17 protein-coding genes are annotated in these 16,454 nt (G+C 73.2%); 9 read left to right on the top strand and 8 right to left on the bottom strand.

Annotated features, from left to right (window positions below; all coding sequences use genetic code 11):
- Positions 1-179: 179 nt before the first annotated feature.
- The 3 genes from Q6350_RS13600 to Q6350_RS13610 all read left to right on the top strand — a co-directional run bounded on the left by Q6350_RS13600 (position 180) and on the right by Q6350_RS13610 (position 2,442).
- Positions 180-602 carry a YciI family protein gene (locus Q6350_RS13600; protein WP_304603255.1) on the top strand — a complete coding sequence of 141 codons (423 nt, stop codon included), beginning with the start codon at positions 180-182 and terminating at the stop codon, positions 600-602.
- Positions 603-727: 125 nt separating this feature from the next.
- Positions 728-1,972 (top strand): RNA polymerase sigma factor, encoded by a 1,245-nt coding sequence (locus Q6350_RS13605; RefSeq protein WP_305066490.1) that lies wholly within the window; start codon positions 728-730, stop codon positions 1,970-1,972.
- Between the two features lie 68 nt (positions 1,973-2,040).
- On the top strand, positions 2,041-2,442 hold the full coding sequence (locus Q6350_RS13610; protein ID WP_171246978.1) for an FKBP-type peptidyl-prolyl cis-trans isomerase: 402 nt from the start codon (positions 2,041-2,043) through the stop codon (positions 2,440-2,442).
- Between the two features lie 133 nt (positions 2,443-2,575).
- Here the strand turns inward: Q6350_RS13610 and Q6350_RS13615 are convergent, their stop codons facing one another.
- The gene (locus Q6350_RS13615; protein WP_304603257.1) at positions 2,576-3,796 is read right to left on the bottom strand and encodes a methyltransferase; all 1,221 of its coding nucleotides are present in this window, start codon (positions 3,794-3,796) and stop codon (positions 2,576-2,578) included.
- A 23-nt stretch (positions 3,797-3,819) separates the two neighbouring features.
- Between Q6350_RS13615 and Q6350_RS13620 the strand changes: the two genes are divergently transcribed.
- On the top strand, positions 3,820-4,143 hold the full coding sequence (locus Q6350_RS13620) for a SelT/SelW/SelH family protein (protein WP_304603258.1): 324 nt from the start codon (positions 3,820-3,822) through the stop codon (positions 4,141-4,143).
- On the opposite strand, the gene Q6350_RS13625 is transcribed toward Q6350_RS13620, so the two are convergent.
- Positions 4,144-4,527, bottom strand: a complete 384-nt coding sequence (locus Q6350_RS13625) for a DUF5997 family protein (protein ID WP_171246976.1) — start codon at positions 4,525-4,527, stop codon at positions 4,144-4,146.
- A 52-nt stretch (positions 4,528-4,579) separates the two neighbouring features.
- Between Q6350_RS13625 and Q6350_RS13630 the strand changes: the two genes are divergently transcribed.
- The gene (locus tag Q6350_RS13630) at positions 4,580-5,470 is read left to right on the top strand and encodes a LysR substrate-binding domain-containing protein (protein WP_305066469.1); all 891 of its coding nucleotides are present in this window, start codon (positions 4,580-4,582) and stop codon (positions 5,468-5,470) included.
- Positions 5,471-5,564: 94 nt separating this feature from the next.
- On the top strand, positions 5,565-6,299 hold the full coding sequence (locus Q6350_RS13635) for an Ltp family lipoprotein (RefSeq protein ID WP_305066470.1): 735 nt from the start codon (positions 5,565-5,567) through the stop codon (positions 6,297-6,299).
- Positions 6,300-6,324: 25 nt separating this feature from the next.
- Here the strand turns inward: Q6350_RS13635 and Q6350_RS13640 are convergent, their stop codons facing one another.
- The 3 genes from Q6350_RS13640 to Q6350_RS13650 all read right to left on the bottom strand — a co-directional run bounded on the left by Q6350_RS13640 (position 6,325) and on the right by Q6350_RS13650 (position 10,400).
- Positions 6,325-7,902 (bottom strand): ATP-dependent DNA ligase, encoded by a 1,578-nt coding sequence (locus tag Q6350_RS13640; RefSeq protein ID WP_305066471.1) that lies wholly within the window; start codon positions 7,900-7,902, stop codon positions 6,325-6,327.
- Between the two features lie 88 nt (positions 7,903-7,990).
- Complete coding sequence (gene msrA, locus Q6350_RS13645) at positions 7,991-8,662, bottom strand: peptide-methionine (S)-S-oxide reductase MsrA (protein WP_304607615.1); 672 nt, start codon at positions 8,660-8,662, stop codon at positions 7,991-7,993.
- 148 nt (positions 8,663-8,810) lie between these two features.
- On the bottom strand, positions 8,811-10,400 hold the full coding sequence (locus Q6350_RS13650) for a Na+/H+ antiporter (protein ID WP_304607616.1): 1,590 nt from the start codon (positions 10,398-10,400) through the stop codon (positions 8,811-8,813).
- 112 nt (positions 10,401-10,512) lie between these two features.
- Between Q6350_RS13650 and Q6350_RS13655 the strand changes: the two genes are divergently transcribed.
- The 3 genes from Q6350_RS13655 to ilvA all read left to right on the top strand — a co-directional run bounded on the left by Q6350_RS13655 (position 10,513) and on the right by ilvA (position 13,702).
- Positions 10,513-11,124 (top strand): YdeI family protein, encoded by a 612-nt coding sequence (locus tag Q6350_RS13655; RefSeq protein WP_304603267.1) that lies wholly within the window; start codon positions 10,513-10,515, stop codon positions 11,122-11,124.
- Between the two features lie 79 nt (positions 11,125-11,203).
- Positions 11,204-12,430, top strand: coding sequence for an AI-2E family transporter (locus Q6350_RS13660; protein WP_305066473.1), 1,227 nt, complete (start codon positions 11,204-11,206; stop codon positions 12,428-12,430).
- Positions 12,431-12,481: 51 nt separating this feature from the next.
- Positions 12,482-13,702 carry a threonine ammonia-lyase gene (gene ilvA / locus Q6350_RS13665; protein ID WP_171246970.1) on the top strand — a complete coding sequence of 407 codons (1,221 nt, stop codon included), beginning with the start codon at positions 12,482-12,484 and terminating at the stop codon, positions 13,700-13,702.
- Positions 13,703-13,820: 118 nt separating this feature from the next.
- Here ilvA and Q6350_RS13670 read toward each other — a convergent pair whose 3' ends face one another.
- The 3 genes from Q6350_RS13670 to ectA form a co-directional block, all read right to left on the bottom strand.
- Positions 13,821-14,225 carry an ectoine synthase gene (locus tag Q6350_RS13670; RefSeq protein ID WP_171246969.1) on the bottom strand — a complete coding sequence of 135 codons (405 nt, stop codon included), beginning with the start codon at positions 14,223-14,225 and terminating at the stop codon, positions 13,821-13,823.
- Positions 14,226-14,275: 50 nt separating this feature from the next.
- Positions 14,276-15,577, bottom strand: coding sequence for a diaminobutyrate--2-oxoglutarate transaminase (gene ectB, locus Q6350_RS13675; protein ID WP_370375399.1), 1,302 nt, complete (start codon positions 15,575-15,577; stop codon positions 14,276-14,278).
- A gap of 99 nt (positions 15,578-15,676) precedes the next feature.
- Positions 15,677-16,216, bottom strand: coding sequence for a diaminobutyrate acetyltransferase (gene ectA, locus Q6350_RS13680; protein WP_171246968.1), 540 nt, complete (start codon positions 16,214-16,216; stop codon positions 15,677-15,679).
- Positions 16,217-16,454: the final 238 nt, after the last annotated feature.

The raw sequence follows: 16,454 nt of genomic DNA on the forward strand, positions 1-16,454 counted from the left end.
CCGGCGGGCTCCCGGAGCCCGGAGTCTGCGGAAGCAGGCCCGTGAACTGCGGCGATGCGGCGCGATCGGAAGAATCGTCGCCGATCTGCCGTGCCGTGTCGATCCTGGGGTGTCCCGTTCGACCTGGGGGGTGAGAAGGTCTCGGACAAGAGGCCCGGACATCGGAGGAGATGAGGGACATGACCAAGTACATGCTGATCATGCGCGGCACCGACGAAGGTCGGGCGGACTTCGAGGAGATGGACTTCTCGGAGGTCATCGCCGCCATGGGGCGCTACAACGAGTCGATGATGGACGCCGGTGTGCTCGTCGCCGGCGAGGGGCTCGCCGACGCCTCCGAGGGCGCCGTCGTCGACTTCTCCACCGAGACCCCCGTCGTCACCGACGGCCCGTACGGGGAGACCAAGGAGCTGTTCAACGGCTTCTGGATCCTCGACGTCGCGGACGTCGCCGAGGCGGTCGAGTGGGCCAAGCGGGCCCCGCTGAGCGGCCCGGGCACGAAGCTCGAGGTCCGTCGGGTGACCGGCGAGGAGGACTTCCCGGCCGACGACGAGTGGATCCAGAAGGAGAAGGAGTGGCGTCGCCGGCTCGGGACGAAGTGAGCCGTCCGCTCGGGGACGAGGGCGGTGCACCGGTGCCCGACGACGGTCCCCCGGACGCGCGCCGCGGTGTCGGGGCCGACGGCGGCCCCGACACCGCGCGGCGCGCCGTCGAGGCGACGTGGCGCATCGACGCGCCACGGATCGTCGGTGCCCTGGCCCGGTACACGGGTGACTTCGCGCTCGCCGAGGACGTCGCCCAGGAGGCGCTCGCCGAGGCCCTGGTCGCCTGGCCGCGCGACGGCCGCCCCCGCGACCCCACGGCGTGGCTGCTCACCACCGCTCGTCGCCGTGCCATCGACGCGTTCCGCCGTCGTGCCGGGCGTGACGAGCGGTACGCCGTGCTCGGGCACGAGCTCGGCGAGGGGGAGGCGCACGCCGGGGCCGCGCCGTCGGGCGGCGAGGAGCCGGACCTGCTGTGGGACCCGGACCGGATCGAGGACGACCGGCTCGCGCTGATCTTCACCGCCTGCCACCCGGTGCTGTCCACGGAGGCGCGCGTGGCGCTGACCCTGCGCGTCGTCGGCGGACTGTCCAGCGACGAGATCGCCCGGGCGTTCCTGCTGCCCCGGGCGACGGTCCAGGCGCGCATCACCCGGGCCAAGAAGACGCTGGCGGCGGCCCGGGTGCCCTTCGAGGTGCCGCCCGCCGCGGACCGCACCGAGCGCCTGGGCTCCGTGCTCAGCGTGGTGTACCTGATCTTCACCGAAGGCTCCACGGCGTCGGCCGGGGAGGACTGGATCCGCACCGACCTCGCCCGCGAGGCGATCCGGCTCGCCCGGGTCCTGGAACGTCTGGTCCCCGACGAGCCCGAGGCGTCCGGGCTGCTGGCCCTGCTCGAGCTGACGGCCGCGCGGTTCCCGGCCCGCACCGGCCCGGGCGGGGAGCCGGTGCTGCTGGCCGACCAGGACCGTCGTCGCTGGGACGCCGGGGCGATCCGGCGCGGCCGGGCCGCACTGGTCCGGGCGGCCGGAGCCGGGCGGGGTCTGGGTCCCTACGGTCTGCAGGCCGCGATCGCGGAGCAGCACGACACGGCGCCGTCCGTCGACGCCACCGACTGGGACCGCATCGTCGTCCTCTACGAGGCCCTGGGCCGCGTGGCGCCCTCCCCGGTCGTCGAGCTCAACCGGGCCGTGGCGGTGTCGATGGCGTCCGGGCCGGCCGCCGCGCTGGAGATCGTGGACGACCTCGCCGCCCGCGAGGTGATCACCGGGACCTACCTGCTGCCCAGCGTCCGCGGCGAGCTGCTGACGCGCCTCGGCCGGCGGGCGGAGGCGCGGGCCGAGCTGGAGCTCGCCGCCCGGCTGTGCGGCAACGATCGCGAACGGGGAGTGCTGGAGGCCAAGGCCGCGGCGTTGGAGGGGCCGTCGTAGGCTGAACCGTGACTCGCCGACCGGCGCACCGCCGTCGGCTCCCCTGCACCCGACCGTGAGGTACCACCATGACCACGCTGCCCACCGCCACCGGTTCCTTCGGCGACAAGCCGCAGATCACCTTCCCCGAGGGCGACGCCCCCGCCGGCCTGCAGGTCCAGGTGCTCGAGGAGGGCTCCGGCCCCGTCGTCGACGCCGGCCGCACCATCGTCGTCAACTACTACGGCCAGACCTGGGGCGGGGAGATGTTCGACAACTCCTGGGACCGCGGGCAGACCATCGACTTCCCGATCGGCGTCGGCGCCGTCATCGGCGGCTGGGACAAGGGCCTCGTCGGCCGCAACGTCGGCGACCGCGTCCTGCTGTCCATCCCGTCCGAGCACGGCTACGGCCAGCGCGGCGTGCCGCAGGCCGGCATCCCCGGCGGCGCGACCCTGGTGTTCGTCGTGGACGTCGTCGACGTCAAGTGAGCTGATTCCTGCGGTGCGGGGAGGCCCGTGCCCGGTCGCGTTCACGGTCGCTGCGCGACCTCCACTTCGGGTGTGACGACCGGGCACGGGCCTCCCCGCACCACCGTGCGACGACAGAGCGCGGGGTCGCGCCTCAGGGCTTGCGGGAGCGGGTGACCGTGAAGCGCGGGTCCTGGGCGACGTGGTCCGTGGGGCCGACCGCGCGCCCGATGGACCCGCGGTAGCGCAGCCGCGTGTTGTACACGCACCACAGCTCCCCGCCCGGACGCAGGATCCGGCCTGCCGTGGCGAACATGCGGTACGCCGCCTCCGTGCTCATCGCGGCACGGTCGTGGAAGGGCGGGTTGAGCAGCACGACGTCGGCGCTCTCGTCCGGCAGGCCGGCCCCGGCGTCGTCCCGGGTGACCACGCCCGTCACGCCGTTGGCCGCCAGGGTCTCGCGCGCCGACGACACCGCGGCGGCCGACCGGTCGGTCGCCACGACCCGCGCCTGCGGGTAGCGGTGGGCGAGCACCACCGACAGCAGCCCGGTACCGCACCCGAGGTCGACCGCGTCGTGCACGCGCGCGGCGGCGGGCCAGTACCCGGCGGTGCTCAGCAGGAACCGGCTGCCGTGGTCCAGGGCCGCCCCCGCGAAGGTGCCGCCGTGCGCCACGACCTCGATCCGGTCGGGGGCCGCGCCGCCGTCGGTCGGGGACGCCGCCGCGAGCAGCTCGGGGTCGGTCAGGCTCTCGTGGACCGGGTACAGCGGGTCGGCCGTCCGGGCCTCCGGGCGCGGGCGGGACGCCACCAGGGCGCGGGACTTGCTGCGCGCCAGGGTGGCGCGGACCTCGGTGAACCGGTCGCCGAGCACGTCGTTCATCGCGCGGGTCATGTGCTTCAGCCGCCCGCCGGCCAGCAGCGTGGCGTCGTCGGCACCGTGGCGTGCGACGGCCTCGACGGTCTCGGTGAGCTCGGCCAGGCCCTTCGGCAGCTGCAGCAGCACGATCCGGGCGCCGGCCAGCAGCGCGGTGCCCAGGGTGTCGTGGATCGTGACCCGGTCTCGGACCTCGGCCGGCTCCAGGTCGAGGTGGTGCCGCACCGCCTGCTCGGCGTCGAGGGCGTCGGTGTGCACCCGGACGTCCGGGGCTCCCAGGGCCAGGGCCCCCAGGGTGAGGGCGCCGAACCGGTCCCCGACGACGACCACGTCCCCCGGCCCGGCCCGGCCGATCGACTCCGCGGCCTCGGCGAGCAGCAGCCGGTCGGTGGCGTCCACCGCGACCGGGCCGTCGGCGCGGGTGCCGTCGTCGGGCCAGGGCACGAGGCGGTCGAGCACGGCGGTCACGGTCGGGGGCAGGTCGGCGGGGGATGTCACGGCACCGACCGTAGTCTGGGCGCATGACCGAAGCCACGTCGTCGGACGCCCGCGTGACCATCACCTACTGCACGCAGTGCCGGTGGTTGATGCGCGCGGCGTGGGTCGCCCAGGAGCTGCTGCAGACGTTCCGCACCGGGCTCGGGGAGGTCGCGCTGGTGCCGGGCACGGACGGCGTGTTCCGCGTGGAGCTGGTCCGGTCACCGGGCGAGGAGCCGATGCTGCTGTGGGACCGCAAGGCCGAGGGCGGTTTCCCGGAGATCCCGCCGCTGAAGAAGGCGGTGCGGGACGCCGTCGCGCCGGACATGGCGCTGGGGCACACCGACCGGGTCACCTCCCGCGACTGATCAGGACTCGCGCTTGCGCTCCGCGGCGACCCGCTCCTCCTCGGCGCGGACCTTCGCGGCGGTCTCGCGCTCCTGGACCAGCCACGCCGGCGGGTCCTCGCGCAGCTCGTCGATCTGCTCGGTGGTCAGCGGCTCGGTGATGCCGCCGCGCGCTAGCCCGCCGATGGAGATGCCGAGGCGGCCGGCCACGACCGGGCGCGGGTGCGGACCGTTGCGGCGCAGCTCCTCGAGCCACTCCGGCGGGTTCTGCTCGAGCTGCTCCAGCTCGGCGCGGGTGATGCCCTTCTCCTGGAACTCCGCCGGCGTGGCGGGCAGGTAGACGCCGAGGCGCTTCGCGGCGTTCGTCGGCTTGAGGACCTGCTGGGAGAAGGGTGTTCCGGCCATGCGCCCAGGGTAGTCGGGCGGGCCGCGTGCCGCCGCACCGTAACCTGGCCACGTGAGCGAGGACACCCGGCCCGAACGGCCCGACGACGCCGACCCCAGCGTGGACCCGGGCCCGCGGTTCCGCCTGGGGTTCGTCCCGGGTGCGACCCCGGGCAAGTGGGCCCGCACGTGGGAGCAGCGTCTGCCGCGCGTGCCGTTGGATCTCGTCCCGGTGGAGTCGGCCGACGCCACGACGGCGCTGCGCGAACGGACGGTGGAGGCCGCGATCGCCCGGCTGCCTGTCGACAAGGACGAGTTCCACGCCATCGCGCTGTACGACGAGGTGCCGATGGTGGTGGTCGCCCGGGACCACCTGCTGGCCGCCACCGAGGAGTCCGAGCACGTCACGCCCGCGGACCTCGCCGAGGACGTGCTCTGGGTGCCGGACGACGACGTGCTCTTCACCGGGGACGAGCCCCGGCCCGGCCGGGCGCCCGAGCCGTACGACGACGGCACCGGGACCCTGGTGACGCCGGCACCGGCCACGACGGCGGAAGCGATCGCCTGGGCCGCCACCGGCAGCGGCGTGGTGGTCGTGCCCATGTCCCTGGCGCGGCTGCACCGGCGCAAGGACGTCGTGCACCGGGTGCTCGACGAGGGGCCCGAGGCGCCGGTCGGCCTGGTCTGGCTGCGTGACGGACTGTCCGAGGAGACCGGGGAGCTCGTCGAGGAGATGGTGGGCATCGTGCGCGGCCGCACCGCCAACAGCTCGCGCGGCCGGGCGGGCGAGTCCGCGCGGGCGTCGACGAAGGCCGCTAGCGGCAAGAAGGCCTCGGCCGGGGCCGCGAAGACCTCCGGGCAGTCCGGGAGACGCGGGGGAGCGCCGGGCGCTCGCCGTGGAGCGCCCCCAGGCGGCCGCCGCGGCCGTGCCGGCGGGTCCAAGGGGCGGGGCAAGCGGCGCTGAAGGCCCTGGTAGGGGGTGAACTTCCTCGTCAGAGTGGCTCGCTCGCCCAATTCACCCTCGGGCGGGCCTGCCCCGGGCGTGGGGGAGTGCTGGGATGAGCAGCAGGACCTGCGACGAAGGAGTGGCTGCTGTGCGAACCCGGCTCGTGACCCTGGTGGCCGGCGGTGCAACCGCCCTGCTGCTCGCGGGATGTGGCGTTCCGCTCGACGATCCCGTCGAGAACGCTGCCTCCGCCGTCACTCAGGAGGACTCCTCAAGGCAAAGCCCCGAGCCCGAGCCCGAGGACCCCGACCGGACGAACGAAGCGGAGGACGCCGTCGACACCTCGGGAGAGGAGTCGACGAACGAGGCGGATGACGAGACCGCTGTCGAGGACGAGCCCGGCGAAGAGCCTGAGGAGAGCGTGTCCCAGGCGAACGCCCGGGGCGCCGCAGAGGACTATCTCGACTACACGGCGTTCTCGAAGTCGGGGCTGATCGAGCAGCTGGAGTTCGAGGGCTACTCCACGAAGGACGCCAGGTACGCCGTGAATCAGGTCAAGGTGAACTGGCGGGAGCAGGCAGTCCGGAGCGCAGAGGACTATCTCGACTACACGGCGTTCTCGAAGTCGGGGCTGATCGAGCAGCTGGAGTTCGAGGGGTATCCGACGAAGCATGCTGAGCATGCGGTGAACCAAATCAGCGTGAACTGGAAGAAGCAGGCTGCCAGGAGTGCCGAGGACTATCTCGACTACACCAACTTCTCGCGTGCGGGGCTTATCGACCAGCTGGAGTTCGAGGGGTACACCCGGGCGCAGGCTGAGTTCGGGGCTGATTCCGTAGGGCTCTGACCCAATGACCGAACCGCGGCAATGCTCAGTCGTTTGACGTGCCGGAGCCTGTCAGCAGCCCGCGCACCGCGTCGATCGTGTCGGCCTCGGCAGCGGTTTTGTCGTCGCGGTAGCGCACCACCCGGGCGAAGCGCAGGGCGACGCCGCCGGGGTAGCGGGTGGAGCGCTGGACGCCGTCGAACGCGATCTCGACGACCTGCTCGGGACGCACCTGCACGACGTACCCGTCGGTCGGCCCCTCGGCGAGCTCCGTGAACCGCTCGGTCTGCCAGGCGAGCATCTCGTCGGTCATCCCCTTGAACGTCTTGCCGAGCATGACGAACCCGCCGCTCTCCGGGTCGCGCGCCCCGAGGTGGATGTTCGACAGCCAGCCCTGACGGCGCCCCGACCCCTGCTCGACGGCGAGCACCACCAGGTCGAGGGTGTGCCGGGGCTTGACCTTGACCCAGGCGGCCCCGCGCTTGCCGGCGGCGTACGGGGCATCGAGGTCCTTGACGACGAGGCCTTCGTGGCCGGCGCCCACGACCTCGTCGAAGAACTCCTGCAGTGCCCCGGCGTCGGCGTCGACGACCCGGGGGACGACGGCGTCGGCCGGGACGGCGCGGTCGAGCGCGGCCAGGCGCTCGCGGGCCGGGGCGTCGACCAGGTCGGTCCCGTCCAGGTGCAGCAGGTCGAAGAACCGGACGGTCAGCGGCAGGCTCGACGCCGGGTCGGCCTCGTGGGTCCCGGTGCGTGACGCCGTCTCCTGGAACGGGCGGGGGCGGCCGGCCTCGTCGAGGGCGAGTGCCTCGCCGTCGAGCACGGCGGCCTCCACGTCGAGGGACTGTGCCAGGGTGACGACCTCGGGCAGCCGGTCGGTGATGTCGTCGAGCGAGCGGGTGAACACGGCGACGTCGTCGCCGGTGACGTGGACCTGGACGCGGATGCCGTCGAGCTTCACGTCCGCGGCCACGGCGGCGCCGGCGAAGCGCTCGGCGGCCGCGCCGACGTCGGGCGCTGACGACGCCAACATCGGGCGGACGGGCCGCCCGACCTGCAGCCGGAAGCTCTCCAACGCCGACGCACCTCCGGTCAACGCGGCGCGGGCGATCGGTCCGGACACCGCGGAGAACATCGCCGCGCGACGGACGGCCTTGACGGGCACGTCGGCCGCCGCGGCGATGGCGTCGAGGAGGAGCGAGTCCAGGGCGCCCTGACGGAGCTCGCCGCGCAGCAGGCCGGACAGGAACCGCTGCTCGTCGGCGGTGGCGCGGGAGAACAGCTCGGTGAAGGCCTGCGAGCGCGTCGTGTGGGAGCCCGCGCCCTCGAGGGCCTGCATCGCGGACAGGGCGGCGTCGACCTCGGCGGGGGTCAGCGTGGCGACGTCCGTCGCAGGCGGCAGGTCGGCGAGGGTCCGCCAGCCGATGCCGGTACGGCGCTGTCGTGGGCGGCCGGACAGGTAGGCGGCGACGATCTCGATCTCGTCGGCGTCGTCACCCTCCGGCGCGGTCGCGGGCGGGGGAGCGGCGTCGCGCAGGGCCGCGGCCAGCAGCTCGCGCTTGCGCAGACGGGAGCGCGTCGCGGCGACCGCGGCGTGGGTGCGGACGAGCTCGTCGAGCAGCACAGGTCGATCGTCGCAGCCGGCACCGACAGGCGCGCGGCACGACGGCCCGCCCCCTCGCCGGAGGGGACGAGCCGTCGTGGTGGTGGTCTCAGGCGGCGTCCGGGAACGGCACCCCGGTCGTCGCGTGGCAGCGGTAGCCGTGCGGGTTCTTCGCCGGGGACAGGTACTGCTGATGGTAGTCCTCGGCGTAGTAGAACGGCCCCGCCTCGGCGGCGGGCCGCATCTCGGTGGTGATCGGGTCGTAGCCCCGCGCGGCCAGCACCTCGGCGTAGCGCTCCGCCGTGGACCGGACCGCGTCGGCCTGCTCCGGCGTCGTCCAGTAGATCGCCGAGCGGTACTCGGTGCCCACGTCGTTGCCCTGGCGGTAGCCCTGCGTCGGGTCGTGCCGCTCCCAGAAGATCCGCAGCAGCTCCTCCTCGGACACCTTCGTCGGGTCGTAGGCGACCATCGTGGTCTCGGTGTGGCCGGTCCGCGCGGTGCAGACCTCCTCGTAGACGGGGTTCGGCGTCGTGCCGCCCATGTAGCCGACGGCGGTGCTCACGACCCCGGGGACCTGCCAGTAGATCTCCTCGGACCCCCAGAAACAGCCCATCGCGACGTACAGCACGCGGGTGCCGGGCTCCCACGGGCCGACGATCGAGGTGCCGAGCACGGTGTGCGGACGCGGCGCGGCCAGCACCGGCGCCTCCCGCCCGGGCAGCGCGTCCTCCGGGGCGACCATCGTCGTCTTGCCGGCGCCGAACAGGTACTCGAAGATCATGGTTCCTCCTGACTCGGGCGGGTCACTCCGCCCGATGGCGACAACGCCGGACCCGCCGTCGCTGTTCCGCCCGCTGCGGGCATGGAATCTGCAGCTCTGGACCGGTCCACGACGGCAGATCTCATGCCCACGACGCCGGGGCTCGGGGTCAGTCGAGGTCGCGCACCGCACGTGCCTCGACGTCGGCGAGCACCTCGTCCGCCACCTCGGGGCTGACCAGACCCTCGTTGCGTGCGCGGACGCAGACGTCGCGCTCCACCTCCACGGCGTCGTGCAGCAGCGCGTCGACCTGCTCGCCGTAGCGTTCCGTGCCGTCGCCCTGGGCCCGCGCCCGGGCCAGCGCCCGCTGCGCGGTCAGGTACCCCTCGTACTGCAGCGCGACCGCCTCCCTGACCGGCGCGGGGACGTCGGACCGGACGCGGACGGCCTCCAGCGCCGCCACCGTCGCGTCCTCGCGCAGCCGGGCGACCTCCGCCGCCTCGTCACCCGTGCGGCCCACGCCGAGGCGCCGGACCACCGGTGCCAGCGTGAGCCCCTGCAGCACGAGGGTCGCCAGCACCACGACCAGCCCGACGAACACCACCGTGTCCCGCATCGGGAAGTCCCCTCCGGAGTCCACGACGTGCGGCAGCGCGAGGGCGGTGGCCACCGTGACGACGCCGCGCATCCCCGCCCAGGAGACGACCGTCGTCTCCCGACGGGTGAAGGCGCCGACGCCCGCGACGTCCGCGGGTGCTCCCTTCGCCCGCGCCCGTGCCTCCATCCCGCGCTCCAGCCACAGCAGGGCGGGGAACATCCAGGCGAACCGCACCACGACCAGGACGGCCACCACCGCGAGCGCCAGCGGCAGCGCGGTCGACCAGACCGGGTCGCCGTCCAGCACGGACGTCAGCTCGAAGCCGATGAGCACGAACACGACCCCGGTGATCAGGTAGTCGGCGTAGTCCCACACGGCCCGACCGAGCAGCCAGCCCCCTGAGGTCACCGACGCGTGGGACACGGACCGCAGCACGAGCCCGAGCGTGAGGACCGCCAGCACACCCGACCCCAGCAGCTCCTCGGCCACCAGGTAGGCGGCGAACGGCAGGGCGATGGTCACGGTCGTCTCGGCGGCGGGCACGTGCAGGCGGCCGAGCACCAGGTGCCCCAGCCAGCCGCCGGCCAGTCCCACCGCGACCCCCACGACGACGGCGAGGAGCAGGTCGAGCCCGACCTCCCCGGCCGTCACGGAACCGGCCACGACGGCGGCCACGGCGACGTGGTACATCACCAGGGCGGTGGCGTCGTTGAACATGCCCTCGCCCTCGAGCACGGTCACGACCCGGCCGGGCAGGCGCAGCCGCCGGGCCACGGCGGTCGCCGCCACCGGGTCAGGCGGCGCGACGATCGCTCCCAGCACCCACGCGACCGGCCAGGGGACACCGGCGGCGTGTGCGACCACGGCGACGACGCCCGCCGAGGCGATGGTCAGCCCCACCGCGGTCAGGAGGATCGGCCGGGACTGGCTGCGGAACTCCCGCACCGTCGAACGCTGCGTGGCAGCGAACAGCAGCGGCGGCAGCACCACCGGCAGGATGAGGTCGGGGGAGAGCCGCAGGGCCGGCACGGCCGGGAACAGGGGCAGCGCGAGGCCGAACAGCGTGAGCAGCACGGGCAGCGGGACGCGGACCCGGTCGGCGAGCGGGGTCAGCACGACGACCCCGGCCACGATGACTCCCCACAGGGCGACCGACGACATCTGGTGTCTCCCGGGTCGGCGACGACGGACGTGGACAGTCTGCCCGTCGCGGGACTCCGGCGCGCGAGGGCCCGCCGCCCGCGAACGCCGACGCGTCGGTACCGTGGCATCCATGGCCACCGAGCCCAGCGACCCGCTGCTCCTGCCGGACGCCGCCGCGTGGCGGGCCTGGCTCGACGCCCACGAGGACGACACCCCCGAGGGCGTCTGGGTCGTGCTCGCCCGCAAGGCCCGTCCGGCCCCCACCTCGCTGACGCGTGACGAGGCGCTCGAGGAGGCGCTGTGCAGCGGTTGGATCGACGCCCAGGCCCGCTCGCGCGACACCGACACGTCCCTGCAGCGCTACTGTCCCCGCCGTCGGCGCAGCAGCTGGTCCGCGCGCAACCGGGAGATCGTCGACCGGCTGGTCGCCCAGGGGCGGATGCGTCCCCGGGGTCAGGCGGAGGTCGACCGGGCGCGTGAGGACGGTCGGTGGGAGGCGGCGTACGGTGGTGCCGCCACCCTGGAGGTCCCGCCGGTGTGGAGCCGGGCGCTGGCGGCGAGCCCCCGGGCGACGGCCGCCTGGGAGCTCCTCACGGCGCAGAACCGCTCCGCGATCCTGCACCGGCTGGCCACGGTGGTCCGGGACGAGACCCGGGAACGCCACGCCGCTCGGTTCGTGGCCATGCTGGAGCGGGGCGAGACGCCCCACCCGCAGCGGCGAGGGACGCTCCCCGCGGAGTGACGACGGCCACCCCGACCTGCAGGGGGACGCCGGGGCGATCGCCGGGCGGTCGCGCCGGGAGCGGCCTAGGGTTGAGGCCGTGACGAGCCCGGGCGGAATCGAGAGCAGGGACGGCGACGCCGTCCCCGCCAGCGTGCGGGTCGCGGCGGCCTGGTCCTGGCGGCTGCTGCTGATCGCGGCCGCCGTCGCCGGGCTCGTCTGGCTGCTGGCGCAGCTCAAGACCATCGCCGTGCCCGTGGCCGTGGCTCTGCTCGTGACGATCCTGCTGCGGCCTATGCGTCGGATGCTCGAGAACATCGGGGTCCCGCGCGGAGCGGCCACCGCGCTGTCGATCCTGTCGTTCATCGCCTTCGTCGTCGGCCTGGTCGTGCTCGCCGGCTCCCAGATCGTCACCGGGTTCCAGGACCTGTGGGACCAGGCGACGCAGGGCTTCCAGGAGTTCCTCGACTGGCTGTCCACCGGGCCGCTCGGCATCGACTCCCAGCAGCTGTCCGACTACACCAACCAGGTGCAGGACCTCTTCGCGAGCCAGAGCTCCAACCTCATCTCCGGGGCGCTGGGGGCCGCGAGCACCGTGGGCCACGTGCTGGTCGGCTTCATCATCGCGATCTTCTGCACGATCTTCTTCCTGCAGGACGGGCGGTCCATCTGGGCCTGGATCGTCAACCTGCTGCCCCTGCCCGCCCGGGAGAACGTCCACCAGGCCGGCCGGCGCGGCCTGGTGACGCTGTCGTCCTACGTGCGCACCCAGATCCTCGTCGCCCTCGTCGACGGCGTCGGCATCGGCATCGGCGCCGCCTTCTTCGTGCCCTCGCTCGCGCTGCCGATCGGCACCCTGGTGTTCGTCGGCTCGTTCATCCCGATCCTCGGCGCCATCGTCACGGGTGCGATCGCGACCGCCGTGGTGCTCGTCGCGCAGGGATGGGTGGCCGCCCTCATCATGCTCGGCATCGTGCTGCTCGTGCAGCAGCTCGAGAGCCACATCCTGCTGCCGCTGCTCATGGGCCACGCCGTCTCGCTCCACCCCGTGGCCGTGATCATCGTCGTGGCGTCGGGGACCCTCGTCGCCGGGCTCATCGGTGCGCTCTTCGCGGTCCCCCTGGCCGCCGTGCTCAACACCGTCGTGCAGTACCTGCACGGCCACGACAAGTTCCCCGAGCTCGGCACCGAGGACCACGTGCCCCTGCTGAGACGGGAGGCCCTCGCCGAGCTGCCCGGCACGCTGCTGTGGTCCAACCGGGGCAACCGGGACACCTCCGAGGATCGCGACGACGCGGGCCCCGGACCGGGTGCCGCCGGCCCCTGACGTGACCTGCGACGTCGTGGATCACCCCGTGGTCGTCGCATACTGGGGCACGTGAATTCACCGACCCCCCTGGACCGAGTGACCCTCGCCGACGTCAAGGCAGCCGCCGAGCTGCTCGACGGGGTGGTGACGCGAACCCCGGTACACCCCTTCCGGGCGCTGACCCAGCTCGCGGGCGCCGACGTCGTCCTCAAGTGCGAGAACCTGCAACGCGCCGGATCGTTCAAGATCCGCGGCGCCTACACCCGGCTCAGCCGGCTGACCCCCGAGGAGCAGCGCGCCGGTGTCGTCGCGGCCTCCGCCGGCAACCACGCCCAGGGCGTCGCGCTCGCCGCGCAGATGCTGGGCATCCCGGCGGTCGTGTACATGCCCGTCGGCGCGTCCGTCCCGAAGCTGGAGGCGACGCGCGGCTACGGCGCCGAGGTGCGCCAGCTCGGCGAGTCCGTCGACGAGGCGCTCGAGGCGGCCCGCGAGGAGTCCGCCCGCACCGGCAAGGTCCTCATCCACCCCTTCGACCACGCCGACGTCGTCGCCGGGCAGGGCACCGTCGCCCTGGAGATCCTCGAGCAGGTGCCCGACGTCGGCACGGTCGTCGTGCCGCTCGGGGGCGGCGGGCTCGTCGCCGGTATCGCCACGGTGCTGGCCGAGGTGGCCCCGCACGTGCGGGTCGTCGGCGTGCAGGCGGCCACGGCGGCCGCCTACCCCGCGTCCCTGGCGGCCGGCCGGCCGATCGCCGGCCACCTGGAGTCGACGATGGCGGACGGGATCGCCGTCGGGATGCCCGGCGAGGTGCCGTTCGAGGTGCTGCACCGGCTCGGCGTCGAGGTGCGCACGGTCACCGAGGCCGAGATGTCCCGCGCGCTGCTGCTGGTGGCCGAGCGCGGCAAGCTCGTCGTCGAGCCGGCGGCCGCTGCCGCCGTCGCCGCGGTCGCGGCCTCGCCGGGCGCCTTCACCGGGACGGTGGTGCCGGTGCTCTCCGGCGGGAACATCGACCCCCTGCTGCTGCAGCGCGTCGTCCAGCACGGGCTCGTGGCGGCCGGTCGCTACCTGCAGATCTCGGTGCGGCTCGACGACGAGCCGGGCGCGCTGGCGTCCCTGCTGGAGACCGTGGCGGCCGCCGAGGGCAACATCGTGCGGGTCGACCACCGGCGCACCGACACCACGCTCGAGGTGTCCGAGGTGCTCGTGACCCTGCAGCTGGAGACCACCGGCCCCGAGCACTGTGCCGCGGTGCTCGACCGGCTGCGCCGGGACGGCTACCAGCTCACCTGACGACGCCGGCCGCCCGGGCACCGGGCGGCCCGCCGTCGCACGAGAACGACCCCCGCGGTCCGGGCCGACTCACCGGAGTCGGTCGCGGACCACGGGGGTCGTCCACGTGGAGCGGGGGTCAGCCGGCGGCGGACTCCGGCTCGGTGATCAGCGGGTACACGCCGTCCGCGTCGTGCACCTCGCGGCCGGTGACCGGCGGGTTGAACACGCACACGCACGTGATGTCGGTCTTCGGCCGCACCTTGTGCTTGTCGTGGTCGTTGAGCAGGTACAGCGTGCCCGGCTTGAGCTCGTGGATCTCACCGGTGGCGAGGTCCTCGATCTCGCCCTCACCCGAGGTGATGAAGACCGCCTCGTAGTGGTTGGCGTACCAGAAGTAGTTGTCCGTCCCCGCGTACAGCGTGGTCTCGTGGACGGAGAACCCGACACCCTCCTTGGCCAGGATGATGCGCTTGGAACGCCAGTTCTCGGTCTTGATGTCGGCGTCGGTGTCGGTGATCTCGTCGAGCGTGCGAACGAGCATGGAGCCTCCTCGAAGATGTGGTCGGTGGTCGGACGACGGGGCCGGGCGGCTCAGGCGCCCAGGGCCTCCGTGATGGCCTCGTCCAGGATCGTCAGACCCTTGCGCAGCTCGTCCTCGGTGATCGTCAGCGGCGGCAGGAGCTTGACCACCTCGTCGTCGGGACCGGAGGTCTCGACGAGCATGTGGCGCTCGAACGCGCCGGTGGTCACCTTGTCGGCCGTCTCGCCGTCGGGGAACTGCAGACCGCGGGCCAGGCCGCGACCCTTGCTGACCAGGTCCAGCTTCGGGTAGCGGGCGACGATCTCGTCGAAGAAGCCCTCGATGATCTTGCCCTTGGCCAGCACGTCCTTCTCCAGGGCGTCGTCCGACCAGTAGGTGCGCAGGGCCTCGGAGGCCGTGGCGAACGCCGGGGCGAAACCACGGAACGTGCCGTTGTGCTCACCCGGCTCGAAGATGTCGAGCTCGGGACGCACGAGCGTGATCGCCAGCGGCAGGCCGTAGCCGGAGATCGACTTCGACAGCGTGATGATGTCGGGGACGATGCCGGCCTCCTCGAAGGAGAAGAAGCCGCCGGTGCGCCCGCAGCCCATCTGGATGTCGTCCAGGATGAGCAGGATGCCGTGACGCTTGCAGAGCTCGGACAGGGCGCGCAGCCACTCGGCGCGTGCCGCGTTGATGCCGCCCTCGCCCTGCACCGACTCGACGATGATCGCCGCGGGCTCGTTGAGACCGCTGCCGGAGTCGCCGAGCAGGCGCTCCAGGTAGGCGAAGTCGTCCTCGGCGCCGTTGAGGTAGTCGTCGTACGGCATCGGGGTCGCGTGCACCAGGGGGATGCCGGCGCCGCCGCGCTTCATCGAGTTACCGGTCACCGACAGGGCGCCCAGCGTCATGCCGTGGAAGGCGTTGGTGAAGTTGATGACGGACTCGCGGCCGGTCACCTTGCGGGCGAGCTTGAGCGCCGCCTCGACGGCGTTGGCGCCACCCGGGCCGGGGAAGATGACCTTGTGGTCCAGACCGCGCGGCTCGAGGACGTGGGAGTTGAAGGTCTCCAGGAACTCACGACGCGCCGTGGTGAACATGTCCAGCGAGTGGACCATGCGGTCGTCGGCGAGGTAGTCGATCAGGACCTTCTTCAGCACCGGGTTGTTGTGCCCGTAGTTCAGCGAGCCGGCGCCCGCGAAGAAGTCCAGGTAGGCCGTGCCGTCTTCGGCAAAGACCGTCGCGCCGGTCGCGCGGTCGAACACCACGGGCCAGGCACGGGAGTAGCTGCGGACCTCGGACTCGAGGGCCGAGAAACCCGTGGGGTCGTCGTGGGAGGACGCGTCGGGGGTCGGTGCGGACAGGGTTGTCACGGAGGACACTCCTTCGATGATGCGCGCCGGTGCGGTGAAAGAAGGGACAGGACTGCGTCGTCACCTGCGCGCCGAACCGGCGCAGTCCGAAGTGGTGGGTCAGCGGAAGCCGTCGATCACCAGCAGGGGCTCGGCCTCGTGGCCGTCCGGGAAGTGGTGCGCCTCGAACCCGGTGACCTCGCGCAGGGTCCCGCCCCGCTGCTCGGCCCACCGCTGGAAGACGCGGCGGGAGGACTGGTTGTCCTCGGTCACGGTGGTCGTCAGGGAGGTCACCTCGGGGTGGGCGTCGATCACGGCGTCGATGAGGCGGCCGGCCAGGCGGTGGCCTCGGGCCCGCTCGTCGACCGCGACCTGCCACAGGAAGTAGCGGGTCGGGTCGGCCGGCAGCCGGTACCCGCTGACGAAGCCGACGACGTCGTCACCCATGAGGGCGATGCGACAGGTGTCGCCGAAGTGGTCGGCCAGCAGCAGGTAGGCGTAGGAGGAGTTGAGATCGAGCTCCCCGGAGTCCCGCGCGACGCGCCACATGGCGCCGCCGTCGGAGACGTCGGGGCGTCGGATCGTCAGGGTGGGCTCGTCAGCCCGCGAGGCCGTGTCGGCGGTCGCGGGCGCGTTCGGTCCTGTCTCTGGGATCGTCATACCGTACTCAACCATAGACAGATCATCGGCAAAATCTCACGCCCGTCCCACCGGACGATGAGTCCGGAACCCGAGGTCAGGGCGCGACGGCGCTGGTCGGGGCAGCACCGGGCGCACATGTGTGGATACGGTGAGAGGTCGGCCGGACGGTGGCGACGACGTCGCGCGACGCCGGCGCCCCCGTCCCGCCCGGCGGCGGCCGCCCGAGCACCGCGTGGCGGCGCACATCCGCCCCGGG

The sequence above is a fragment of the Isoptericola sp. b515 genome, from assembly GCF_030588125.1.
In the GTDB taxonomy this organism is placed as follows: Bacteria; Actinomycetota; Actinomycetes; order Actinomycetales; family Cellulomonadaceae; genus Isoptericola; species Isoptericola sediminis.